At 56.7% G+C, this 24,762-nt stretch carries 13 protein-coding genes; 5 read left to right on the top strand and 8 right to left on the bottom strand.

Annotated elements, in window-relative coordinates:
* Positions 1-120: 120 nt before the first annotated feature.
* A complete protein-coding gene (locus BXY66_RS19515; protein ID WP_132862096.1) occupies positions 121-885 on the bottom strand; it encodes a DeoR/GlpR family DNA-binding transcription regulator in 765 nt (254 codons plus the stop codon).
* Positions 886-1,027: 142 nt separating this feature from the next.
* Positions 1,028-10,636: a DUF7933 domain-containing protein gene (locus BXY66_RS19520; protein WP_132862097.1), complete on the bottom strand. Its 9,609-nt coding sequence runs from the start codon at positions 10,634-10,636 to the stop codon at positions 1,028-1,030.
* Between the two features lie 338 nt (positions 10,637-10,974).
* Here BXY66_RS19520 and glpD point away from each other — a divergent pair, with 338 nt between their 5' ends.
* The 5 genes from glpD to BXY66_RS19545 all read left to right on the top strand — a co-directional run bounded on the left by glpD (position 10,975) and on the right by BXY66_RS19545 (position 18,377).
* A complete protein-coding gene (gene glpD, locus BXY66_RS19525) occupies positions 10,975-12,558 on the top strand; it encodes a glycerol-3-phosphate dehydrogenase (RefSeq protein WP_132862098.1) in 1,584 nt (527 codons plus the stop codon).
* A 177-nt stretch (positions 12,559-12,735) separates the two neighbouring features.
* Positions 12,736-14,952: an NADP-dependent isocitrate dehydrogenase gene (locus tag BXY66_RS19530; RefSeq protein WP_132862099.1), complete on the top strand. Its 2,217-nt coding sequence runs from the start codon at positions 12,736-12,738 to the stop codon at positions 14,950-14,952.
* A 265-nt stretch (positions 14,953-15,217) separates the two neighbouring features.
* Positions 15,218-16,120: a hypothetical protein gene (locus BXY66_RS19535; RefSeq protein WP_132862100.1), complete on the top strand. Its 903-nt coding sequence runs from the start codon at positions 15,218-15,220 to the stop codon at positions 16,118-16,120.
* Positions 16,121-16,499: 379 nt separating this feature from the next.
* Positions 16,500-17,312 carry a HEAT repeat domain-containing protein gene (locus BXY66_RS19540; protein WP_132862101.1) on the top strand — a complete coding sequence of 271 codons (813 nt, stop codon included), beginning with the start codon at positions 16,500-16,502 and terminating at the stop codon, positions 17,310-17,312.
* Between the two features lie 114 nt (positions 17,313-17,426).
* Positions 17,427-18,377, top strand: coding sequence for an NAD(P)-dependent oxidoreductase (locus tag BXY66_RS19545; RefSeq protein ID WP_132862102.1), 951 nt, complete (start codon positions 17,427-17,429; stop codon positions 18,375-18,377).
* A 73-nt stretch (positions 18,378-18,450) separates the two neighbouring features.
* On the opposite strand, the gene BXY66_RS19550 is transcribed toward BXY66_RS19545, so the two are convergent.
* From BXY66_RS19550 to BXY66_RS19575, 6 genes are all read right to left on the bottom strand, one after another.
* Positions 18,451-19,947, bottom strand: a complete 1,497-nt coding sequence (locus BXY66_RS19550) for a phosphomannomutase/phosphoglucomutase (RefSeq protein ID WP_132862103.1) — start codon at positions 19,945-19,947, stop codon at positions 18,451-18,453.
* A 28-nt stretch (positions 19,948-19,975) separates the two neighbouring features.
* Positions 19,976-20,809 carry a 3-deoxy-8-phosphooctulonate synthase gene (gene kdsA, locus BXY66_RS19555; RefSeq protein ID WP_132862104.1) on the bottom strand — a complete coding sequence of 278 codons (834 nt, stop codon included), beginning with the start codon at positions 20,807-20,809 and terminating at the stop codon, positions 19,976-19,978.
* A complete protein-coding gene (locus BXY66_RS19560; RefSeq protein ID WP_132862105.1) occupies positions 20,809-22,479 on the bottom strand; it encodes a KpsE/RkpR family capsule polysaccharide export protein in 1,671 nt (556 codons plus the stop codon). Before BXY66_RS19560 ends, kdsA begins: the two co-directional genes overlap by 1 nt.
* A complete protein-coding gene (locus BXY66_RS19565) occupies positions 22,457-23,116 on the bottom strand; it encodes an ABC transporter ATP-binding protein (RefSeq protein ID WP_132862106.1) in 660 nt (219 codons plus the stop codon). The genes BXY66_RS19560 and BXY66_RS19565 overlap by 23 nt, the downstream gene beginning before the upstream one ends.
* 264 nt (positions 23,117-23,380) lie before the next feature.
* Complete coding sequence (locus BXY66_RS19570; RefSeq protein WP_132862107.1) at positions 23,381-24,415, bottom strand: permease; 1,035 nt, start codon at positions 24,413-24,415, stop codon at positions 23,381-23,383.
* The gene (locus BXY66_RS19575) at positions 24,408-24,752 is read right to left on the bottom strand and encodes an ArsR/SmtB family transcription factor (RefSeq protein ID WP_132862108.1); all 345 of its coding nucleotides are present in this window, start codon (positions 24,750-24,752) and stop codon (positions 24,408-24,410) included. The genes BXY66_RS19570 and BXY66_RS19575 overlap by 8 nt, the downstream gene beginning before the upstream one ends.
* Positions 24,753-24,762 lie beyond the last annotated feature (10 nt).

Genomic DNA, 24,762 nt, shown 5'->3' on the forward strand with positions numbered 1-24,762 from the left:
GCTGACCTTGGTGCGCTTGAAGTCTACGGCCCAACCGCCCGCCAGTTCCTGCACCGAAAGGACTTGGCCCGCGATGTCGCCGCGCGTTTCGAAGCAACCCGCGCGTTCGGGTAAAGAGCTTTAATGGGTGCTACAGAGAACCACGTCAGTGTTCTGAGCCGCGCACTTTGCGGCCAGTTCATTTGAAATGACATCGGTATATAGGCGGTCGAATGCCTCTGGGCCGGCAATTCGGACCGGCGCGTGGCGCTGGTATTTGGATTGGTCAGCCAGAAGCCAGACCTCGCTTGCTCGCGCCACAGCGGTTTGGCTGACGGTTATTTCGTCAATGTCGAAGTCAAAGGCTTCCGCGTCTTCCGACAGGGCGGAACACCCAAGCACAGCATAGTCAAAGGCAAATCCGCTCACCATTTGCGCGGCAACGGGCCCGACAAGACCACCGTCTTCTGCGCGGGGACGTCCTCCGGTCAAAAGAACTTCGCATCGCTCATTCGCGGAGAGAATTCGCGCAACATTCAGGTTATTGGTGACGACCAAAAGCCCGTCATGGCCAAGGAGTGCTTGAGCCAACGCTTCTGTTGACGTGCCGATGTTCACAAAAACGGCAGACCCGTTCGGGATCGATTTGGCCGCTTGGGCCGCCATGGCATCTTTGGCTTCGGCATTTACGCGCCGCCGCTCCTCGTAGGCGATGTTGCGAACGCCAGAAGGGAGCATAGCTCCGCCGTGAACCCTCTCAAGCAGTCCTGCGTTGGCCAGTTGTGTCAGGTCTCTTCTGATGGTTTGCACTGTGACGTCGAAATGCGCGGCAAGCGCTTCGACGGTGACTTTGCCCTGAGTTCGGGCGATTTCGAGAATATCGCGTTCGCGAAAAGAGCTGTGCATATGCCTGTCCTATGTGGGTGCCGAAACTTTGCGCGGGACCGTCCGGTTTGCAAGCTAAATGAAGTTTCAATGCGCCGCTGCGCCAATCAAAAAAAGGCCAGACGGGAGAGCGTCTGGCCTTTTGGAGTGCAAGTGGAACTGATTAACGAGCTGGGCCGCTTCCGATTGGAATGTTGATATCGAATGACAGCCCCCAAGCTTCAAAGTCACTGCGACCGATGCCGTCATAAGTTCCGCTAAAGTTGAACGTCGCTCCACCGGCCGTGGTGAAGTTCACGCCCGCCTTGAGACGACCGCGCCACCCTTGGGTTTGAGGCGCATTCGGGTTGGTTACTGTGGTGCCCCATGTGTCGCCAAAGTTATAGATGGCGTCCAACGCGAACACCGGTTGATAAGCAAGACCACCGCTGGCAGCAAAATTGCCTTTGATGGTCGGCCCGAAACTGAACTGTCCTAGCGCAACAGTTTGGCTCGGGATCACAACTCCGACGCTGTCTGTATAGGAGCGCTGCATTTCCTGGAAATACGCCAAAGACGCGTTGGGCTGAATTGTCCAGTTTCCTCGGTCAAAATCGCCGGTGATCTGAGCGCGTGCCAGCCAGCGCTCACCGTCAAAATCATCGGCGTAGGTGCCAAATGGCGAGACAGTGTTCCGGGACTGGCCGTATGCAACGCGGCCATCGAAATAGAGCGTTTCCGACAGGCGCTTGGTGAGATATGGGCCAACCAGCCAGCCGGTGCCCTTGGTCGACGAATTGGCCGAGGAGTCAGTATTGTCCATATCATCGATCTGCAGCATGGCACCGACCAAAGTGTTGCGGTCTAGAACGTAATCCGCGCCTAGCGAGAGCATACCAAAGTGGCCGGAAGAGGCTGTGCCGCCTTCGAACCTTTGCCAGATACCCTCGGCCCAAATATCCCACCTGCGGTTTTCGATCCACGTGCCGCCACCAGCATCCCCGCCAAAGACAAGCCCAGCTTGTGACACGGAGTTCTCGATTGCAGCCAGGGAGGTGGCAAAGCTGTAGTTGCCGCTTCCGATTGTGGTCAGATCGAATTCAAACGGGTTGAGCGCCTTTAGGTCGCCGTCATTAAAGGAGGCACGAGTTGCCGTATCATAGTCTTTGTTCAGGCGTCCGATGCGGCGCCCGTTTGACGGTTCGTTTGCAAGGATCAGATCTGCGCGACGGGACAGGAACTCGTTGATCGTGTCCACAGTTTTCTGCCGTGTGTTGATCGAAACAAAAGTACAGACCAAGTTCTCGCGGACACCAAGTTCGATGTTTATGACCCCTGTTTCCGCATCGGTGCCGCTGTCGTCATCGCTGCAAACGAGAGAGGTGTTGCCGCTGCCGGAGGGGCGTTGTTGCGCAATCTGGTAAGACCCCGCAGGGATTGTGTAGGGGCCAAACTGACCCGTGCCGGCTGTTGTCGCGATGGAGAAGTTCAGACCGCGTGTCGCGGATGTGTAACGGAACGTGTCGTCCACATCAGCGTTCTGTACGATTGTGATGGTTCCGGTCGTGGCTTCCAGTACGGTCAGAGTGACGGAGCCGGTTGCCTCGCGGCCGGCCCACCCCGAAAGAGTGCCGGCCGAAGCGTCAATCACACTGATGGTGCTCGAGGTTACGTCCACTGTGACCTCGCAGCTTGAGAGGGCTGCGAGTGAGCCGCCGGAAGTTGCAATAGACGTACCGCCTGCCGTTGCGGTGGTGCTGATGCCGGTACAGGTCGACGTCACATTGGGATCCGGAGCGATTTGGAGGCCAGCCGGAAAGGCGTAGTCAAAGGTCAACGGAGAGAAGCCGATAAATGCGCCGGAGTTGTCGATGTTGAGCGTCAGTGTCGAGATTTCGAACTGTTCGATTGTTGTTGGCGCAAATGCGTAAGAAATCTCAGGGGTTGGAGCAGTGGTTACGGTCAGCGCTGCGTTTGCTGGCCCGCTGTTTCCAAGCGAGGAAGTCAGGTCACCTGTGTTGAATGCATGGCTTGCGATGGTCGTGGACGTCACGTCCACCGACACCTCGCACGATGTGTTCGCCGCGACTGAGCCTCCGGAAAGAGACAAGGTGCTACCAGACGCCGTCGCAGTTCCGGTACATGTGTTGGACAGGTTCGGCGACGCCGCGAAACTGATACCCGCAGGCAAAGTTCCCGAGACCGCAGCGGCAGTCGCGTCAACGAAGCGGCCAACATTGTCGAGCGTCAGCGTCAGTGTCGTGGTGCCGCCTTGGCCGATTGAAGCCGGATCGAAGGCAGCTGTGAATGCCAGAACCGGAGCGGCCGTGACCGACAGAACGTCGGTGGCAGTTCCGCTGTTACCGATCGATGTGGTCAAAGCTTCGGTTGTGTTGGTCAGGTTCCCGGACGCTGTCGCGGTGATGACAACGCTAACTTCACAGGAACTGCCGGCTGGGATCGTGCCCCCGGAATAGGTTACAGTTGATGCGCCACCCGTTGCGGTCAAGGTACCGCCGATACAGGTTGTCGATGCCGACGGAGTGGCCGCCACTTGCATGCCCGCCGGGAAGTTGTCGGTTATGGACACCGCTGTCGCATCAATAAAGTTTGCACCGTTGTCGAATGTGAGGGTCATCACGGTGCTGTCGCCCTGCGCGATGTTGTCCGGAGCAAACACCTTGGTGAAGGCAGGAGGCGTGGCGCCATTGATTGACAGGTTCGCTGACGCTGTGCCGGAGTCACCGAGACTAGAGGTCAGGTTGCCGGTCGTGTTGGTCACGTTGTTGGACCCCGCCGCCAGGATATCCACCGAAATTGTGCAGACAGCGCCAGCGCCAACTGTACCTCCCGAATAGGAGATGGTGTCGCTGCCGGTCGCCGCCGTCAGCGTGCCGCCGGTACAAGTAGTTGACGCGTTCGCGCTGTCGGTTGCCACGGTAATGCCTTCGGGAAGCGAGTCGGTGAAATCGAGCGAAGTTGCATCAACAAGGCTTGCCGAGTTGTCGATCGTAAAAGTCAGGGTCGTTTCGACGCCTTGATCCACCGTGTTGGGGCTAAAGACCTTGGAGAATGCCGGTGCTGGTGCTGCGCTGATCGACAGGCTTGCGCTGGCAACGCCGGAGTTGCCGATGTCGGTAGAGAGGTTAGATGTGGTGTTCGTAACCGAGGTGCCACCGGCGGCCAAAATATCGACGCTCAGTGTACAGGTCGCACCTGCGGGAACGCTGCCACCGCTGTAGGAAATTACCGAACTGCCTGTTGCGGCGGAGATGCTACCACCCGAACACGTAGTCGAAGCGTTTGCGGAGTCAGTCGCAATGGTGATGCCCGAGGGCAGGTTGTTCGTAAAGGCCAAGCCTGTGATCGCTACTGCGCTGGCAGAGTTGTCAATCGTGAACGTCAGAGTGCTTTCAGCGCCTTGTGCCACGGACGACGGGCTAAAGGATTTACTGAATCCGGGTGTCGGCGCAGCGTTTACCGTCAGTGTCGCTGAAGCGCTTCCGGAGTTACCGAGCGAACTGGTCACGCGGTTCGTAACGTTGGTGAAGTTGCCCGCTGCCACACCTTGAACAGTTGCATTGATCTGGCAGCTGGACGACGAAGGCACAGTGCCGGAGGTCAATTGGATCTGGGTCGCCGTGGAGGTAAACGAACCGCCAACACTACAGGTCGTGCTTGGCGTGCCGCTTACGACAACGCCTGTCGGCAAATTATCGATCAGAAGCATCGAAGCCGCGTCGGCCAGAGAACCGGAGTTGTCGATGTTGATCGTCATTGCCGCGGTTTCGCCAACGTTGATGGTGCTGGGCGCAAAGGTCTTGCTGATCAGAGGCACGACCGGCGTTTCAATTTGCAAAGACGCATTCGCGCCACCCGAATTGCCGAGGCTGGACGTTAGTGCCCCAGACGTATTGATGGCGGTGCCGGCGTTCGCGCCCACAACATCCACAGAGATGGTGCAGCTTGAACGAGCAGAGAGTGTGCCCGATGCAAGCGAGATCGAGCTTCCGGATGCGATGACGGAACCGCTGGCACAGTTGGACGTGACGTTTGGAGTCGCAGCCACCGTAACGCCGGTGGGCAGAGTGTCGGTGAAGGCCGCGTTGGTGGCGTCTACCGCCGCGGTGTTGCGCATCTCAAATGTGAGCGTCGATGTCCCGCCGAAGGGAATTGTGCTTGGCGAGAAGGACTTTGAGAAACTAGGAACATCTGCTCCACCCACGCTGAGCGTGGCGATAGCAGGGCCTGCCTGACCACTGCTCGAGCTCAGCAGACCTGAGGTATTCACCAGAGCACCATTTGCAGTAGAGACAACATCAACGGAGATGGTGCAGCTCGCTCCCGGTGCGAGCGAGCCGCCGGAGAAGGAAACTGAACTTCCGCCCAAGGCCGCGGTGACGCTGCCGCCGGAACACGTTGTCGTGGCATTTGTGCTATCGTTTGCAATTGTCATGCCGGCGGGCAAGGGGTCAGTGAAGGCTATGCCCGTGGACGAGACGAGAGTTGCCGGGTTGCTGATCGTAAAGGTCAGCGTGGACTCGTCTCCCAAAGTCACTGAAGCAGGTGCAAAGGCCTTTGAGAACATAGGGCTAGGCGCCGGATTAACGCGCAAAGTGGCGGAGGCTTCACCCGAAGTGCCTGCGCTTGATGTGAGACGTTCGGACGAGTTGTTCAGAACACCGGACGTTTCGGCGACGACATCCAGTTGCACAGTACAACTTGTTCCGGCGGCGACAGTTCCGCCATTGAATGAAATCTCGTCATCGCCGGCCGGCGCTGTAAGCACACCCGCTCCACAGGTGGTCGCCACATTCGGAGTTGGCGCTACCCGCATACCGACAGGCATGTCGTCGTCAAACGCCAGCGCCGTAGCTGCAAGGAACGCGGCTGTGTTGTCGATCTGGAAAGTCAACGTTGATGTCCCGCCCTGATCGATCGTTGAGGGTGAGAAAGACTTAGAGAATACCGGTACCGGCGACGGGTTCACGTTGAGTGTCGCTGAAGCCGTCGGGGTGGTTCCCAAACTGGTTGCGATGGCTGGCGCATATCCTAGCGCACCGCTGCCCGTTGAAACGACATCCACGGCTATCGTACAGGTCGCGCCCGCGTCGACGCTGCCGCCATCCGTGTCGAGGGCTGTTGTTCCTGTCGCAGCAGTCACAGCGATGCCTGTGCAGTTCGCGGACAGGTTTACCGGATTGGCGAGTTCCAGCCCCGTTGGCAAGGCAGAGGTCATTTCGAGATCACTTGCCGCAAGGAGAGCTGTCGCGTTGCTCAAGGTGAGGGTCAGGCGTGATGTTCCGCCAACTGCCACGGCGGCAGGAGAGAAAGCCGCAGTAAGTGAAGGAATGGGAGCTGGGGTTACATTGAGGGTGTCCGATGCTGTCCCGCCGGCACCTAGGGAAGAGCCAAGAGCGGACGAGGTGTTCAGCATTGCACCGCTACCGGTGGTTTGGACATCGATCGCAATTGTACAGCTTGTTCCTGCAGCCAAGGTTCCACCAGACAAGGAAATGGACCCGCTTGATGCCACCGCAGTGACGGTGCCGCCGCAATCTGCAGAAACATTGCTTCCGGCCTCTGCAACAATCATTCCGGCAGGCAACGTGTCCGTGAAAGACAGGCTATTTGCCGGCAAGAGTGAAGTGTTGTTGATCGTGAATGTCAGGCGGGAATTTGCGCCCTGAACAACTGTGTCTGGCGCGAAAACTTTGCTGAATCCTGGTGTCGGCGCAGCCGTTACCGAGAGCCCGGCTGTCGCTTGGCCTGAGTTTCCGAGAGAAGACGTAAGGTCGCCAGTTGTGTTCGTCGCGCTAAGTGGGGCGTTGCCGTAAACGTCCACCGCAATTTGACATTGGCTGCTCGCTGCTAGGGAGCCACCTGTGTAACTTATAACACCCGTGCCAGCGACTGCTGTGAGCGTCCCGCCCGTACAGGTCGAAGATGCGTTTGGAACGGCCGCAACTACAGAGCCGGTGGGCATGTTGTCAGTGAAATCGAGTGTGTTGGCGGCGATCAGAGCCGTGTTGTTGATGGTAAAGGTCAGAGTGGTTGTTGCGCCCTGTTCAAGGGTGCTGCTTGCATACGCTTTGGTAAAGGCGGGCACTGGGGCGGCGGTCACAGCCAAGGTCGCGTTGGCAGTGCCGGAATTGCCAAGGGAAGACGTGAGATCACCTGTGGTGCTGGGATAGCTTCCGGTGGTGACGGACGTCACATTCGCTGACACTGTACAGGTCGCTCCAGCTGCCACTGTGCCTCCTGTGTAGGCGATAGTATTTCCGCCGTTGAGCGCGGTCAGGGTACCGCCTGTACAGGTCGTGGCCGCCGCGCTGGGCGTCGAGAGCGTCGTGTTCGCTGGAAGCGTAAAGGTGAAATCCAATGCGTTCGCGGGCAGGACGCCAGACGTATTGTCGATCGTCAGAACGAGGTTGGAGGTGCCGCCTTGCGCAATGCTTGGCGTTGCGTAGGCCATTGAGAATGCAGGCGGCGGCACGATTGAGAGGGTTGCCGAAGCCGGGGACGCAAGCGCGACACCCGAGCGGAACAGCGCGCTGGTCGTGTTGGTGTAGTCCCCTGCGGTTGCCGACGCAGGGACCTGCAAAGTCACGTCGAAATTACAGGTGGCAGATGCCGCCAAGTTCGCGCCGTCTAGGACCAATGTGCTGGTGCCGGTTAGTGTCGATCCCGCCCCACATGGGGTCGAGGGAAGGACCGTCGCGGTCAATCCCGAGATCACAGCAGAAAGATCATCGGAAAAACGGAGATTGTTTATCGACGACGAGGCGTCTGTGTTTGTGATGCTGAAAGAAAGCGTCGTCGTGCTGCCCGGGGCAGCGGGGCCGGAGAACGACTTGCTGAACGTAGGCGCGCCCGGCGAGGTGACGGTTAGATTGCTTGTTGCCGCAATACCGGAATATCCGATACCGCCGACTACGGCGGTGATTGCCGAGGTGGTGTTGGAATAACTGCCTGGCAACGCGTCGACCGGTATCGTGAAATTGACCGTTGCAGTGCAGCTGCTTGATGCTGCCAAAGACCCGCCAGAGTAAGCGAATGAGCCAGATCCGGTGCCTGTGGGCGTTCCGCCACAGGTGTCGCTGACCGAGTCAATGATGGTACCGGAAAGCATCGCATCCAGATTATCCGTAAAGCTGATGTCGGACATCGCTCGATCGCTGGTGTTTGCCATCGAGAACGTGATTGACGAGGATCCGCCGGGTTCGATGTCGGGGTCTGTGAAGGACTTGGAAAGTTCCGGAGTGATGCTTTCAACGGTCAGCGTCGCGGTGAGGGGCGCAAAGTCCAATCCACCCACTGAGGCAACGGACATGCCCTGGCCGTATGTTCCAGGAGTGGAACCCGCTGGAACCGTGGCTTCTACTTCAATGATGCATTGTCCATTAGCTGGGATTGTCCCCGAGGCGAACAAGACGAACGTCGAAATTGAGGGGGCAATCGAACAAGTGTCGGTGACTGGTGTTGGATTTAAAGTGAGGCCAGAAAGAAGATTGACCAAAACATCCAGATTTGCGCCGATTGTGACCGGAAGCGCACTGGAATTGGCATAGGTGTACCTCACAAGGAACGTTTCGCCGGGAACGACCGAGTTTGGAACAAAACTGCGGGTGATGCCGCTGGGATCGAAGCCAACGATGGTGAGTTCATCGGTTGCTGCCGGTGCTGACACAGGGTTGCCGCCGGAAGTGCCCGTCAGTTCAGACGTTGTATTATTGTAGACAGCGGTGCCTGCAGTTGCCGGAATGCTGATTGCGGCAGAAACCGTACAGGTACTGTTTGGGGAAATAGATCCTCCCGTCAGCCGCAGCAAGGAGTTCGAATTCTCCAGCGCAACGGAACCGCCGCAGGAATTTGTCGGAGTTCCCTGGAATGTGGTCCCCGTCGGGAAGTCGTTGCCTGACGCGAACAGGTCGTCAAAGAATGTTAGCGCGTCAGCGTCGGCTGCCGATTCTGCGCCACTGCCGATTTCGAAGGTCACATTGACTGTGCCACCGGGCAATACAGAGTCCGCGTCAAACGACTTGGACATCGAGAGAGAGACGCCTCCGGCGTTGACGACGAGTGTGTCTGACGCAGTACCGGCGGACACGGCTGTGCCGCCAATTTGACCGGAGAGCTCGTCCGTAGTGCTGGCGTAATTGCCGCTGGCCAAGCCGTCGTTCAAAGTCATCACAACGTCAAGCGTACAGGTTGCGCCGGCAGGGATCTCGCCGGAGGAAAAGAGTATTCCAGCAGAGGATATCGACGGAGTGTAACTCGCGAAAACTGCGGAACCGCCACAGTTTGCCGGAGGAGTGCCGGGAACAAGTTGAGCCGTGTTGCCAACAAAATCGCTGAGATTGTCCGTAAAGTTAACGCCCGTTAAAGCCTGCGCGCCATCATTGTTGGTAATCTCGTAGCGGATCGTGACCGCGCCTCCACTTGCAACGGGATCGTCGATAAAGGATTTGGTAAAGGACGGTGTCGACGCCGAGCGGACAAAGAGTGGTGCAGTCGCAGTGTTGCCTGTTACGGCAACGCTATTGACGACCGCGGTAATATCCGAAGTGGTATTCGTGTACTCGCCTGCAGCAGCTGCGCCAGGGATGCGGATGCTTGCAGAAATCTTACAGTCACTGGCAGCGGCGATTGTGCCGCCGGACAAGCCGAGACTGGCGCTGCCAACACCGGTGATGGCTCCTCCGCAGGTATTGCCGAGCAAAGATTCGAATGTAGCGCCCGCGAGCATACTGTTGAGGTCATCGGTGAAGGCGACACTGGTGGCTGAGAAGTTCCTTTCACGGTTTTGGATAGTGAATTCCAATGTCGCTAAAGCGCCGGCAGAAACGGGGTCGTCTGTGAACGACTTGCTAAGGATCGGCGCATCGTCTGGCGCATCAACTTCGACGTTGAAAAGCGCGGTGGACAGGCCCGTAGTTCCGGGCGTGAACCCATTTAAGTATGCTAGGGAACTAGAACTCAGCTCATACAAGCCGATAGCGGAACCGACCACGTCTACCGTAAGCGTACAGGTAGAGGCGCTGTCGACCGCGGCGACGTTTAGTCCGCCACCACTCGCAAGAGAGATCGAGTTGGAGCCTGAGACCGGGGAAAACACACCGCCTGTGTAGAAAGAGGCGCTACAGTTGCTAGAGGCGTTGGAAGGCGACGCAACAATGACACCGGTCGGGAGCGTCTCACTAAAGGTCATGTTGCTGACGACGCTGCCCCCAGCAGAATTATCGATCGTGTAGGTGATTGTCGCGGTTTCGCCAGGGTTGATGTCGTTGGGCGAAATGGACTTGCTGAAAACCGGGCGTGCGGCCTCGACTGTTATACTGGCTGGCGACAGTGTGGCGCTCGCGGACTCCAGCGTCGTGAGAGTGGTCGCCGTATCGGTGTATGCGCCCGGAGTGGAGGCGGTTACATTGAAAGAAATCGTGCAGGTTTCGTTTCCGCCAAGAAAACCGTCATAAAATGCGAAGTTATTGGCGGCAAAGATGTCAATTGCACCAGTGCAGTCAGTTTGCCCGAGGCCAGGGACCAATTGAAGAGCGCCGGGAGTGCTCGTGAAAACGTGATTGAACTCAACTTCGGTAAGTGGCGTGGCCGAATTGTTTGTCAGCGTGAAGGTCGTCGTGGTCGTGGAGCCGGGCCCTATTGCCGTAGAACCGAACGATTGAAAGAATGTCGGCGCCGGCTCACTTGCCTGAGCGAACGCTTCGGAAGACGAAAAGATCGCAGCCGCGCACAACGACGCCGCCACGAAGCGCTTCAAGGTCGTGAATTCCATTTATTCCCATCCCTCAGGGCGCCTTTTGTCCGTTCGGCGCCTCTAACTTATTTCGGCTTTTGGCCGATTAATGATTTGAATTCCCTCTACACCCGCACTCGTGACTCAAGAATACAATCTGATTCGAATTTTACCTTACCATCGGTTGCGTTGCTTGGGGGATACAGGCGCTGAAATCTTGTGCAGGTTGTGCGCGGCGAAAATTTTCCAATTTGTTCTTTATTGTGCGCTGGTGGTTTTGCCAGTTTGCCATATTTTTTGAATTTTTTATGGTTTTAGCTTGACGATGACCGTCAAATTAAGTTCGAAAGGGTTCGTATTTTTTCGTGAGCGAACACATGGCATCGACCAAAGAAAACCCAAAAGACATTTTCATCATTGGCGGCGGCATTAACGGCTGTGGGATTGCGCGAGACGCTGCCGGCCGCGGGCTGAGCGTGGAACTGGCCGAAATGAAAGACCTTGCGTGGGCAACATCCAGCGCATCGACCAAGTTATTTCACGGTGGACTAAGGTATCTGGAATATTTCGAGGTCCGGTTGGTGCGAGAAGCATTGATCGAGCGGGAAACGCTCTTGTCCGCAATGCCGCACATCAGTTGGCCAATGCGTTTCGTGCTTCCCATGCATCGCGACATGCGCTTTGACAACGATACTCCGACATCCCGCATATTGAGTTTCGTCATGCCTTGGATGAAGGGACGGCGTCCCGCATGGTTGATCCGTCTCGGACTGTTTATGTACGACCATCTGGGTGGTCGCAAAATTTTGCCGGGCACCAAAACGCTGGATCTTTCCAAAGACGAAGCGGGTGTGCCCCTCCATGACAAGTTTCAGCGGGCTTTCGAATACAGTGACTGTTGGGTAGAAGACAGCCGCCTTGTTGTTCTGAACGCTCGGGATGCCGAGGCTCGCGGCGCAGTTATCCAAACAGGAACAAAAGTTGTTTCGGCTCGTCGCGACGGCGGCGTCTGGCGGATTGAAAAAGAGCACTTGGACACAGGCGCAAGTTCGGTGAGTTACGCCAAGGCATTGGTCAACGCGGGCGGGCCTTGGGTCGCTGATGTGATCGAAGGCGTCCTGAGCCAGAACACAAGCGCAGGAATTCGACTGGTCCGCGGTAGCCACATCGTAACCAAGCGCTTGTTTGACCATAACCGATGTTACTTTTTTCAAGGTTCTGACGGACGGATCATTTTTGCAATTCCATATCAGGAAGACTTCACGCTGATCGGCACGACCGACAAAGAGCACGAAGACGCCAACGCAAGACCGGAGTGCACAGACGAGGAAGCCCAGTATCTTTGCAACTTCGCGTCGGAGTATTTCAAACGGCCTGTCTCAATGAGCGACATCGTTTGGCGATACAGTGGCGTTCGTCCGCTTTATGATGATGGCGCAAGTTCCGCGACTGCCGCGACCCGCGATTATGTGCTGAAGCTGGAAGGGGATGATGCTCCGGTATTGAATGTATTCGGCGGAAAGATCACGACCTACCGCAAGCTCGCAGAAGCAGCGATGGAAAAGCTGATGCCGTTCTTTAAGGATGCAGGCAGCGCTTGGACGGCGGGTGTTCCAATGCCGGGTGGAAATTTTGAAGTTGATGGTGTCGAGGACCTCATTGCATCGCTTCAATCCAGATACCCATTCCTCACCGCAGCATGGGCGAAGCGGCTTGTGCGAGCATATGGAACCGAGGCGCAGGAGATGCTTGGGGACGCGAAAGTTTCCGAAGACCTGGGATTTTCCTTTGGCGCGACCCTCACGGAACGGGAAGTGCGATGGTTGATGCAAAGAGAATACGCCACCTCTGCTGAAGACATCGTCTGGCGTCGTTCCAAGCTAGGTTTGCGGATGTCGAACGCGGAGATTGAGGCACTTGACGCGCATGTTGCGGCAGCGCGGCAAAATGCTCCTGCCTAGAGACACCCCATACAATTGATCTTTGCCCGTTGGCGGCATATAGGAAGCCTGCACGTTGCTGTCGTGCAGGCTTTTCTGTTGCGGCAGCTGAGGAGATTTTGACGAGAATTCCGGCGGTATCCGCCTTCGAAGGACCAGTCACAGACACCCCGAACCCGAAAAAAGGTTGTGAGAAAAATGGCAGAAAACAAGACCCCCGACATTCTGTATACAATTGTAGACGAAGCGCCCGAGCTGGCCTCGGCCTCTTTCCTGCCGATCATTCGCAAGTTCGTATCCGCTGCAGGTATCACTGTGGGTACACCGGACATTTCTCTCGCGGGCCGCATCATCGCGACCTTCCCGGAGAATTTGACAGACGCGCAGCGCCAATCCGACGATCTGGCTGCTCTGGGCGAACTGGTTAAAACGCCGGACGCCAACGTCATCAAGCTGCCGAACATCTCTGCTTCGGTGCCCCAACTGGTGGCGGCCATTGAAGAACTGCAAGGTCAGGGATACGACATCCCGTCTTACCCGGAAGATCCACAGACCGACGACGAGAAGGCGATACGCGCACGTTTTGACGCTATCAAGGGCTCCGCTGTTAACCCGGTTTTGCGTGAAGGCAACTCGGATCGTCGCTCTGCTCGTGCGGTGAAAAACTTCGCTCAGAACAACCCTCACTCCATGGGCGCATGGGAAGGCTCCTCCAAGACCAAGGTGTCTTCCATGCCAGGCAACGACTTTTATGCAAACGAAGTTTCCGCCACCATCTCCGCCGCTCAGGCTGGTGACGCGAAAATCGAATTTGTCGCCAAAGACGGCGACGTGACAGTGCTAAAAGACAGCTACCCGCTGGAAGAAGGTACCGTGGCCGACGCGACCTTCATGTCTGCAGCAGCACTCGGCAGCTTCCTTGCAGGCGCGATCGATGACACCAAGGCCGACGGCACCATGTTCTCCCTGCACATGAAAGCCACCATGATGAAGGTCTCCGACCCGATCATCTTCGGCCACGCCGTGAAAGCATGGCTGGGTCCGGTTTGGGACGCACACGGCGACGCGATTGCAGCCGCCGGCGGTTCCCCGAATTCCGGTCTGGGTGCGGTTCTGGCCGCGATCGACACGCTGGACAACGCCGAGGCGATCAAAGCTGAAATCGCCGCGCTGGATCGTCCGTCCATGTATATGGTCGACAGCGACAAAGGCATCACCAACCTGCACGTGCCATCCGATGTGATCATCGATGCCTCCATGCCCGCCGTGATCCGCGCTGGCGGCAAAGGCTGGGACGAAGCCGGCAACAAGGGTGACACCAACTGTGTGATCCCGGATCGTTGCTACGCCTCCGTCTACGACGAAACCATCAATTTCTTCAAAGCCAATGGCGCGCTTGACGTGACGACCGCTGGCTCTGTGGCCAACGTTGGCCTGATGGCACAGAAGGCCGAAGAGTACGGCTCTCACCCAACCACGTTCGAAGCACCAGCGGCGGGGGCCATCCGTATCGTGCTGGAAAATGGCGACGTGCTGCATGAACATAATGTGGAGACCGGCGACATCTGGCGCTCCTGCACCGTGAAGAAAGCCCCCATCGAGAACTGGATCGAGCTGGCGATGGACCGTCAGCGCCTGACCGGTTCTGAGGCGATCTTCTGGCTGGACGCAAACCGCGCCCACGATGCTGAGCTGATCAAATACGTGACCCCAGCTCTGGAAGCGGCTGGCAAAGCCGACCTGTTCCAGATCATGGCCCCACGCGAAGCCACGGCGCAGTCGCTCAAAACCATCACCGCCGGCAACGACAGCATCGCCATCACCGGCAACGTGCTGCGTGACTACCTGACCGACCTCTTCCCGATCCTTGAGCTCGGCACCTCCGCCAAAATGCTCTCCATCGTGAAGCTGATGAAAGGTGGCGGCCTGTTTGAAACCGGTGCCGGTGGTTCCGCGCCCAAGCACGTGCAGCAGTTGGTCGAAGAAAACCACCTGCGTTGGGACTCCATGGGTGAGTTCTGCGCACTTGGCGAAAGCCTGAACTTCCTCGCGGACGTGAAAGGCAACGTTAAGGCTGGTGTTCTGGGTGTCGCTGCCGAGGCCGCAACCCAAGGCATTCTGGACGACAACCGTTCGCCATCGCGCAAAGTGGGCCAGCCTGACAACCGCGACAGCCACTACTGGTTCGCGCGTTATTGGGCCGAAGCCCTAGCGGCGCAGTCTGACGATGCGGATCTGGCGGCAGAGTTCGCGGGTGTGGCCAAGGCGCTGGCAGAGGGCGAAGCAGCCATTCTGGCAGAATTCGCAGCGGCGCAGGGTCCGGCAGCGGAGATCGGCGGCTACTATCGTCCGTCGGTGGAGCTGAAGGCGAAAGTGATGCGCCCAAGCGCGACTCTGAACGCGATTATCGGCTAAGAACGAAAGCGGTTTTATCAGCGGGCCACCTTTGGGTGGCCTGTTTTTCTGTTGGGGTCTAGCCTGAGGTGTACGGGGTGGTATGGTTTTGCTCCAAACACCGTCTTTCTTATCTCGGGATATTGTGAGTTTGATGCAAAAGAGGACGTGTCACATCCATCTCGGCTTGCACAAGACTGGGTCAACGTCGATTCAGCAAGCTTTGAAGGGGTTTGAAAACTCCAGAGTCAGATATCTGAGACTTAGTGATGCCAATCACTCCCAGATGCTGATGGCGGCGTATCTAGAGGGTTCGGCCCGAAATATCCTCGGTCAAGGAGGCATGGCGGCGAGCGATGCAAGGCGGGCAATAATCGCGGAGCTGAAAAAGGACGACCGCGACGTAATCATTTCCGCTGAAGAGTTAACGCAGTCTTTCAATAAAGCCGCTATCGAGCGCATGGTTTCTGATTTGCGTGAAGCGTTCGGTCAGATTTCGGCGGTTGCGTATATCAGGGAACCCGCGTCAGATTTGGTCAGCCGAACGCAGCAAATCATGCGGACCACTTCTTCGCGTTCGTTTGAAAAAGTGGTTCGACCCAGAGAATTTCAGTCAAAGCTTTCTCCCTGGCTAAAGTGCCTAGGTGCTGAAAATGTCGATTTGGTCCCCTTCGAAAAAGACCGTCTGCACGAAGGGGATGTCGTATTAGACTATTGTTTCAAAATGGGAATTACACCTTCGCAAATTTACAAAACCAAGCACAATGTTTCGCCCTCCGGCGAAGCCATTATCTTGGCGAACCATTTCCATCAACTGGCAGAGAAAAAACGCCGTTGGATCATTAACGAGTGCAAATACAGCGCTTTTGCGAGGCAGTTGGCAAATGGGGTTCTTGGCTTTGGGCAAAGCCAGTTTTCTTTAGCGCCTGAGTTGATCGAGAGTTCGCTTCACGGGTCGGCGCCAGATATAGACTGGTTGTTAGGCAAGCTGGACCATCCGTTCTCGCCATACGTGCCACCAAATAATGGACTTGAGTTGCAAAGTAGCGAGCATGTCGCGCAGTTGGTGAGCGATATCGAGGAGGATTTTTTTGCTTGGTGGAGCTCTGGAGTTCCAATGCATCGAAGAGCTCGGATTTTCTTGTCGGAATACAACCGGCTCGCAAAAACCAAAAAGCGATGGATGTAATTTGCCAATCAGGTCGCAGATGTTTGGTTTGGACACCGAAGCAAAACTTGCGTTGTAACCGCGACTCTGTTGCGTAAGAGTTCGCGGGTGTGGCCAAGGCGCCGGCAGAGAGCGAAGCGGCCACTCTGGCAGAGTTGGAAGCGGCGTAGGGTCCAGGCAGCGGCTACTTCCGTCCTTCGGCGGAACTGAAGGCGAAAGTGACGAGCCCGTCTGCGAAGCTGAACGTAATTATCGGCTAAGGCTGAACGATAGCTTGAGAATGAGAGCCTTCCCAAGCGGGGCGGCATTTATTCGGGTATTGTCCACGTGAGATAACGCAATGGTTGTGATGCGGGCATCGGTTCGCCTATCTTTTGGGTGGGCAGACTGAAAGAGACAAATGACAGAACTCCATTACGCGGTGAGAGAGGCTGTTATTGCGGAAAACGCTGGCGCGTTTGAAGACGCGTTGGCGGCATGCGCTCAGGCCAATCAGTTGGATGGGCTTTGTGATGTTTTGACGGAGGCGCTGTCGGGCGACTGGCATTTTCGCCACGAGGATCTTGCGCGGGCGATTCAGCAATTGCGGTGTCCTTCAGCGGTAGCGGCACTTGAAGCGCGTGCTTTGAGTTGTCCGGACTATCTAGAGTGGGACGACAATTTTGCGCTTGCCCGCAAATGCACATGGGCGCTTGCCGACATTGGAACGCCGGAAGCGCGGGGTGCATTGGAGCGGTTGTCGCGATGTGACATTCCAAAAGTGCGAGGATTCGCGGCGAAACGCTTGGCGCCGAAAAAGCAGCAAGTTTGGCCAGAGTATGCAGAAAACAAAAGGCCCAAACGCAACAAACGCTTTGATAATCTCTTGGTTGTTGGGTTCGCGGCGATCGCGTGGGTCTGTGCTGTGTTTTTTCTTCAGGCCAAGCAATGGAGCGGGTGGAAGAACAGCTGCCCGCCAGATGGGCGCGCCTTCAGCGACGTAGAACTTGTTGCGTCAGCGAAGTCTTACATGGCCTACGTCCTCAGCGAAGATGGGGATGATTGGGGAGACGCCGAGTTAACGCGAACTCCGATCAATCTCTTGAACGGTGACGAGGATGGCATTCAAGTCGCGAATTTCTCTGTTCACCCCATTCAAAAAGTCGAGAGTGTATCTGTGACCCTGAAAGACAATTGCATCGTGCATTTTGGCTGGTCGGCACCGGGGCAATAGAGATTTCACTAGAATGCTGTCTGTCCAAATGCGGCGTTCATCGTGTCGCAAAACTGCGTGACATACTTACTCCGCCCGCGCAGCCTGTTTAAAAACACAACAAGGAGTGCGGCCATGAAAATCGGATTTATCGGCCTTGGCAATGTAGGCGGCAAGCTGAGTGGCAGTTTGCTGCGAAATGGCGTGGACCTGACGGTCTATGACCTGAACGCCGATCTCGTGGCTGCAAAGGTTGCAGCTGGCGCATCGGCGGGCGAGAACCCTGCGCAGATGATGCGCGATTGTGATGCGGTGATCACCTGTCTGCCGTCGCCTGCGGCCTCCGATGCCGTCATGCAGGAGATGTTGCCGGAAGTTGGGCCGGGCAAGATCTGGATGGAGATGTCCACCACGGATGAGGCAGAGGTCAAGCGACTGGGCGGTTCGGTGATCGCGGCAGGCGGAGCGGCGGTTGATTGTCCGGTGTCGGGCGGCTGTCATCGGGCGGATACCGGCAATATCGCCATTTTCGCAGGATGTGATCGGGCGACTTTTGAGCGGATTCTCCCGCTGTTGACCACCATGGGGCGGCGGATTTTGCACACCGGCGATTTGGGGTCGGCCTCGGTGTTGAAGGTGGTTACAAACTTCCTTGCCACGGCGCATCTGGTGGCGAGTGCCGAGGCTTTGACCACCTGTGCGGCGGCGGGGATGGACCTCAACACGGCCTATGAGGCGATCAAGATCAGTTCGGGCAATTCGTTCAGCCATGAGACGGAGAGTCAGGTGATCTTGAACGGGAGCCGCGACATCAGTTTCACCATGGACCTCGTGAAGAAAGACATTGGCCTGTTTCAGGAGGTCGCTAATCGGGCGGGTGTGCCGCTGGAGTTGAACCCGCTGATGATCAAGATGTTTGACGACGGCATTGCGCGCTATGGTGAACGCGAACTCAGCCCGAACATCATCAAGCGGCTGGAAGAGGCGGCGGGCGTCGAGGTGCTTGCGCCGGGGTTTCCGCCGGAGATGCTCGATGATGAGCCGGAAGAGCCTGGCTATGAGGTGATCCCCACGGGTCGCGTCTAACGGAAAGGCTCACGGCGCAAGCCGTGAGCCACGCCCAACCCCGCAAGGGGTCGGGAGAACATCCTTTAAGGGATCAGATGGTCTGATCGTAGTCGCCAACGCCGGGTTCGGTGCGGATCACTGCGTCGATTTCCGCAAAAATCTGGCGCATCTCGTCTTCGCTTTCGTTGCTTTCTATCACCACCACAAGGTTCGGCGTGTTGGAACTGGCGCGTACCAGCCCCCAGCTGCCGTTGTCCAGAATGACGCGGGCGCCGTTCACGGTCACAACCTCTTTGATCGCGCGACCGGCGATGGTTTCACCGGCTTCGTGTTTGGCCACCAGCTTGGTCACCAGACGGTCGAGAATGTCGTATTTCTCGGTATCGGCGGCATAAGGCGACATGGTCGGAGTGGACCATGTTTTTGGCAGCGCCTTGCGCATGTCCGACATTTTCATGTCGGGGTTGCGATCGAGCATTTTACAGATTTCGACCGCAACCCGCATGCCGCAGTCATAGCCGCGCCCGATTGGGCCGGAGAGGAAATAGTGGCCGGATTTTTCGAAGCCTGCGAGTGCGCCCAGTTCGTGAACGCGGCGTTTCATGTGGCTGTGGCCGGTCTTCCAGTAGTCCGTCTTGGCACCAGTGGCCAAAAGGTCGGGATCGGCAGCATACAAGCCGGTAGATTTGACGTCTGCGACAAAGGTGGCGTTGGGGTAAATCTTGCCAAGATCCTTGGCCATGATCACGCCAACCTTATCGGCAAAGATCTCTTCGCCTTCGTCGTCTACCACGCCGCACCGGTCGCCATCGCCGTCAAAACCAAGGGCGAGGTCTGCACCGGAGGCTTTGACGCTGTCCGACATGTCGTGCAGCATTTCCATCGCCTCTGGATTTGGGTTGTAGTTGGGGAATGTATAGTCAAGTCGATTGTGGCTATCGACGACCTCCACGCCCATGCGTCTGAAGATTTCCGGAGCAAAAGCCGCAGCGGTACCGTTGCCTGTTGCGCAAACAACCTTGAGCGGTCGTGTCATTTTGAAGTCGCCGACGAGGTCATCGATGTAGGCTTCACGAACACCGTCAACGACTTCGTGCTTGCCGCCATCGTGGGCGTCAAAGTCGCCGTTCAGGACAATGTCGCGCAACTCTGCCATTTCGTCCGGACCGTGCGTGAGAGGTTTTTCAAAGCCCATTTTCACCCCGGTCCAGCCATTGGGATTGTGGGACGCGGTGACCATTGCCACGGCTGGTGTATCCAGGTGGAATTGCGCAAAATACGCCATTGGCGACAACGCGGGGCCAATGTCCTTGACGTGGATTCCGGCTTTCATCAGGCCAACGATCAACGCCATTTTGATAGCCACTGAATAGTCTCTGTAATCGTTGCCCACGGCGATCACAGGCTCGATACCGCGTCGCTGCATTTGGGTTCCGAGGCCGAAACCAAGGGCGGTCATACCCGGTAGGTTGATGGCTTCGGGGAACTGCCAACGCGCGTCATATTCGCGGAAGCCGGTAGGGGCAATCATGGGATCCCGGAGGAATTCCCAAGTGTTCGGGCGCACTTCAGGCAATGGTTTTTTCATAACATGTCTCTTGTACTGAACAGGGTATTCAAATGTTTATTGGGTTGGCTTTGGCCAGAGCATCGAACTGCATCAGGGTCGTGACCAGATCTGCCATCTGGTCAATCGGGATCATGTTCGGGCCGTCAGAAGGTGCGTTGTCTGGATCATCGTGAGTTTCGATGAAAACAGAGGCGATACCCAGCGAAACCGCGGCCCTTGCCATGACCGGAGCAAATTCTCGCTGCCCCCCGGTGCTGCCGCCTTTGCCCCCGGGTTGTTGGACCGAGTGGGTTGCATCCATGACCACGGGGTATCCGGTTTGCGCCATTTGTGGCAGCCCCCGCATGTCTGCAACCAGAGTGTTGTACCCAAAGGACGTCCCACGTTCTGTCAACAGGATGCGGTTGTTACCGGTGCTTTCGATCTTGGTGACGATGTTCCCCATTTCCCATGGCGCAAGAAACTGGCCTTTTTTTACGTTTACCGCAGCGCCGGTATTTCCGGCCGCCAGCAACATGTCGGTTTGGCGGCATAGAAAAGCAGGTATTTGAAGGATGTCCACCGCATCTGCGGCCACGGCGCATTGCGCTTCTGTATGAACATCCGTCAGGACTGGAACGCCAAATTCTTTTCGGATGCCGTCCAGAACCGAAAGCCCGGCGTCGATCCCCATGCCTCGCTTGCCAGAGAGCGACGTTCGGTTCGCCTTGTCGTAACTAGCCTTGAAAACATACTGCGCACCGGCTGCTGCGCAGGCTTCTTGCATGGTGCCAGCGATCATTTGCGCGTGGTCCGCGCTTTCGAGCTGGCACGGACCGGCGATGACGGTCAGGGGCTGATCGTTGCCGATCTTGAGGTCCGCGACCTCGACAGTTTTCATCACGAAGACACCTGTTCTCTGAGAATGGACGCTGTGAGCGATATCATCAGATAGATGCCTGAAAAAATCAGGAAGGCCAAGATCGTGTTCTCGAAACTACGCGGATAAGACGCGTCCTCGGATGCCACTGGTTCGACGGAAGTTGTGAGATATCGAACCTGACGGCTGGCTTCGAGTTCGGTCTGCTTCAGGGTTTGCAATGCCGACTGCATGATCAAATCCGCAGTTGCAAGGTCTGCTTGTGCGATTTGAATCTCTGCAGCTTGTGCCGCCAACGACGCTTCACCTTCTGTGGCTTCTCTCATTTGTGCTTCGAGATTGGCCAGCAGGTTTTCAAGGCGTCGCACGTCTCCCTTGACGCCTTCGACGCGTGCCTGATTGGGACGAGTGTTATCAAGCAGCGCCGCCAGTTGGAGTTCTTTTTCCTGAAGCTGAACTTGCACGTTTGAAATCTGTTGGCGACGAGACGCAATCACGCCGTCGGGATCGACCACGGCGTTTTGCTGTTTCTCCACAAGGGCAAGCTGCGCTTCGCGTCTTTCGTCTTTTGCTTCCTCGAGGCTGCGGCGCGCATCACGCATTTGGTCTTCCCGCTTACGCTGAGACAGCGCGTCAACGCGCTCCTCGGCGTAGGTGATCAAAGCGCGAGAGAATGCAGTTGCCACAGAAGGGTCAGCAGCGATGACTTCCATGCGTACGGAGCCTTCGGTCGGGTCGTAGCCGATTTTCACAAACTTCTTGTAGAGTTTGTAGGCTTCCTCGTTTGATGGGGTCGGGTCTAGGCGCTGAATTGGGTCAATAGATTGATCAGAGAAGTGCGATTTGAAGCCAACATCACTGTCCAGTCGGATCATCGCATCCTTTGACGTCAGGTAGTCCTGAACAGCGATCGCATCCTGGTTGGCATTTAGCTGGCTCGGCAAAAGAGACCCGAGGCCGGAGCCACCGGTGCTGTCTGCCTGTTGGACAAGGAACGCGGATTTGGTCGCATACATTGGTGTCGCAACGCCGTAAAAGTACCATGCTGCAAAAATGGTTGGCAGGAACACAAAGGCTGACAGGCGGGCCAGCAAAAGCAGGAGCCGACGACGACGGCGCCGTGCGATGTCTTTTTGAATCTCGCCAATTTCCATGGCCCGCATCTCCGCAGGGGAGCGGGTTTCCGTTGAAGGCAGGTTGGCCTTGTCCACAGGCATTGTCTGAGGCAGTTGAATGCGCCCGATTGACATCTTGTTGGACTTGCCCGTTTCTTCGTTGCCTTCCGAGCCCTGGTCGTTGGGTAGCAGGTCCAGCATATTTGTGCGCTGGAAAGGATCAATACCGGCGTTGCGCAACAAACGCACAGCGTCATAGTCAGAAGTGGCCGCCAAACCATGTTTCTGGGCCATACGACGAGCGAGGCGCAGTTGGCGTCCGGTCAGCCCTTCACGCTTGATGGCATCGATGTCCGTGTCCGGAGAACCACTTGTGGATGGCGCAGGCGGCTTCGGCGTGGCGGCTTGGGCTGGCTGCGGCGCGGCCTGCTGTGGTTGCACTGACTCAACCGGCTGCGCCGGAGTGGCGCCACCCGTAACGACGCGGGGCTTAGGCGCAGGAGCGCCGGTTTCAGCGGCCGATTGCGGCACGCTTCTGCGGATACGGAACTTCTTAGCCTTGGGTTTGGTAGTCATAGAGCTGCTTGGCCTCTTCCAAGGTGTCGAACATATAGAGCTTGCCGTTTAGCAGAACCGCGGCGGATCGGGCAAATTTCTCCAGCACCTGAGGTTGGTGCGACACGATTATGATGGTTGTGGTCCGCAGGCGTTCGCGGAGGACTTCGCCCGCTTTTCTATTGAACTCCACATCCGTTGAGGAGGGCATGCCCTCATCGATCAGATAGATGTCAAAATCCAAAGCCAGCATGAGGGCGAATGTAAAACGGGCCCGCATACCAGAGGAATACGTACCGAGTGGTTGTTCGAAGTATTCACCCAGATTGCAGAGCCAACGGCAGAATGCCTCGACGTAGTCGGGGTCAAGGCCATAAAGGCGCGCGATGTAACGGCTGTTTTCTACGGCTGTATGCTTGTTCACAACACCGCCCATGAAGCCCAAAGGGAAGGAGATGCGGCAATCGCGGCGTATTACGCCCTCGTCTGGCTTTTCCAGTCCGGCCATCATGTTGATGAGAGTCGTTTTGCCTGTGCCGTTCGGTGCAAGTACGCCGAGTGAGTTACCCAGTTCCACGCGAAACGACACGCGATCAAGGATTACCTTGCGCTGCGTGCCCGTCCAGAAGGACTTGCTCACGTTCTCGAATTCGAGCATTTGATGCTCCTGCGACTGCTCTTCCGACTTTTTAATATCGTAACAAGGTTAACGCTCTGTCGGCGTTTGGCCTAATATGTCGGATTACAAGCGGTTTTAGCAACGGCTTGCGGCATAAATTGGGCATACGGCCCGAAAAACACGTCGGAAACACGGTAATGTGTTGCGAATTGGCGCGGATTTTTCCGAAATTCCCTGTGAATGCGGTGAGTCGAAAAAAGGGCGCCGGAAGGCGCCCTTGGAAAAGTTCTTTTGGGAAACCGGTTAAGCTACGGCTTGCCAAAGGGTGCCGGCTATGAGGGCTCCAAGCATAGCATAGCCAAGGTAAGCAGCGAAAACTCGGGGTTTCACCAGTGCCCAGACCGCTATGGCGGCTGGAATGCAGCTTACACCTCCGGCGATGACAAAGGACATGGCCGCCCCGTTTGACATTCCTTGCTCCAGCAAGCCGGCGACCAATGGAACAGCGGCATAACCGTTCAGATAGGCCGGTGCGCCCACAAGTGCGCCGAGAACAATGGGCTGGAACCCTTCGCCACCAAGTACCTGGGCGATCCATTCTGCGGGTACGTAGTGGATCATCAAAGCCTCGATGACATACGCCAAAGCCAGCCATTTCAGAAGAAACATACCGTTCTCGATGGTCGTTTCGCGGAATGTCTCGCGACGGGCCCGCTCTTGCCAGAACTTCCACTCAGGTTTGTCGGAGAACGGTTTTGTAACACCGCAGCACCCGCCCACCTGTGGTTTTTCGCGCAGCGGGTCAGCAAACACCGGCGTGGATTTCAGGAGCATGGTTCCAAACCCGCCGAGCAGTCCAAGACCAATTGCCGATAGGGCTTTCGCGATCGCAAACTCATAGCCAAGCGTACCTGAGGTGATGGCAAACATAGCCGGGTCCATCAAAGGCGAGGCTAGCCAAAATGCCATGACCGCGGACAGAGGCGCGCCAACCGCGAGGAGTGCCGCGATGAAAGGGATCACCTCGCAGGAACAGAATGGCGAAAGGCCGCCCAGTAGGGCAGCAAGGACAATCATGCGCGTCTCACGCCCTTCAAATGCCTTGGCAAGAAGGTTCTCCGCACCGGTTGCCTTGAGGTATCCAATTGCGAAAACGGCAAACAGGATGAACGGGGCAGTGTGCAACAATGCGGAAGCGGTGAAATCCACGGTTGGCATAAACTGTCCGGGATCAAACAGGGCCACACTCACAAGGATCAGAGCAAAAGCAGCCCATGCCTTGTCTATCTTTGCCAAGCGCTGGCCAAGTGGTGATGGGGTTTGAGTTGTGTCAGCCATGAGTGTGGTCCTCGTTGGGGCTGATGCTGTCGGCGCAGCATTCTTTGAGAAGGAAAGAAGAAAGATCCCGCACCGCGTCATAGGCAACAGCAGCGCAAATGATCGACCGCCCTTGTTTTTGCTGTTTGACCAGGCCGGCTTGCGTCAGAATTTTCATGTGGTGCGTCAAAGTGGAGCCAGTCACTCCGCTGCGTTGCCCGAGTTCGCCAATGGAAAGTCCGTCCGAGCCGGCACGCACAAGGCAGCGCAAGACGGAAAGCCTCTGTTCCGAACCAAGCGCAGCGAAGGTCGAAGCGGCAATTTCCAGAGAGATGTCTGTTGGATCTGTATGTTTCATGTTTCTAGAA

Origin of the sequence: Shimia isoporae, from assembly GCF_004346865.1 — a bacterium.
Lineage (GTDB): Bacteria > Pseudomonadota > Alphaproteobacteria > Rhodobacterales > Rhodobacteraceae > Shimia > Shimia isoporae.

Excerpts from the sequence above, each read along its gene's own strand:
- BXY66_RS19520 (WP_132862097.1), bottom strand. The coding sequence starts at position 10,636 with ATGGAATTCACGACCTTGAAGCGCTTCGTGGCGGCGTCGTTGTGCGCG.
- BXY66_RS19545 (WP_132862102.1), top strand. The coding sequence starts at position 17,427 with ATGAAAATCGGATTTATCGGCCTTGGCAATGTAGGCGGCAAGCTGAGT.
- BXY66_RS19575 (WP_132862108.1), bottom strand. The coding sequence starts at position 24,752 with ATGAAACATACAGATCCAACAGACATCTCTCTGGAAATTGCCGCTTCG.
- BXY66_RS19535 (WP_132862100.1), top strand. The coding sequence starts at position 15,218 with ATGCTGATGGCGGCGTATCTAGAGGGTTCGGCCCGAAATATCCTCGGT.
- BXY66_RS19540 (WP_132862101.1), top strand. The coding sequence starts at position 16,500 with ATGACAGAACTCCATTACGCGGTGAGAGAGGCTGTTATTGCGGAAAAC.
- BXY66_RS19565 (WP_132862106.1), bottom strand. The coding sequence starts at position 23,116 with ATGCTCGAATTCGAGAACGTGAGCAAGTCCTTCTGGACGGGCACGCAG.
- BXY66_RS19530 (WP_132862099.1), top strand. The coding sequence starts at position 12,736 with ATGGCAGAAAACAAGACCCCCGACATTCTGTATACAATTGTAGACGAA.
- glpD (WP_132862098.1), top strand. The coding sequence starts at position 10,975 with ATGGCATCGACCAAAGAAAACCCAAAAGACATTTTCATCATTGGCGGC.
- BXY66_RS19560 (WP_132862105.1), bottom strand. The coding sequence starts at position 22,479 with ATGACTACCAAACCCAAGGCTAAGAAGTTCCGTATCCGCAGAAGCGTG.
- BXY66_RS19515 (WP_132862096.1), bottom strand. The coding sequence starts at position 885 with ATGCACAGCTCTTTTCGCGAACGCGATATTCTCGAAATCGCCCGAACT.
- BXY66_RS19550 (WP_132862103.1), bottom strand. The coding sequence starts at position 19,947 with ATGAAAAAACCATTGCCTGAAGTGCGCCCGAACACTTGGGAATTCCTC.
- BXY66_RS19570 (WP_132862107.1), bottom strand. The coding sequence starts at position 24,415 with ATGGCTGACACAACTCAAACCCCATCACCACTTGGCCAGCGCTTGGCA.
- kdsA (WP_132862104.1), bottom strand. The coding sequence starts at position 20,809 with ATGAAAACTGTCGAGGTCGCGGACCTCAAGATCGGCAACGATCAGCCC.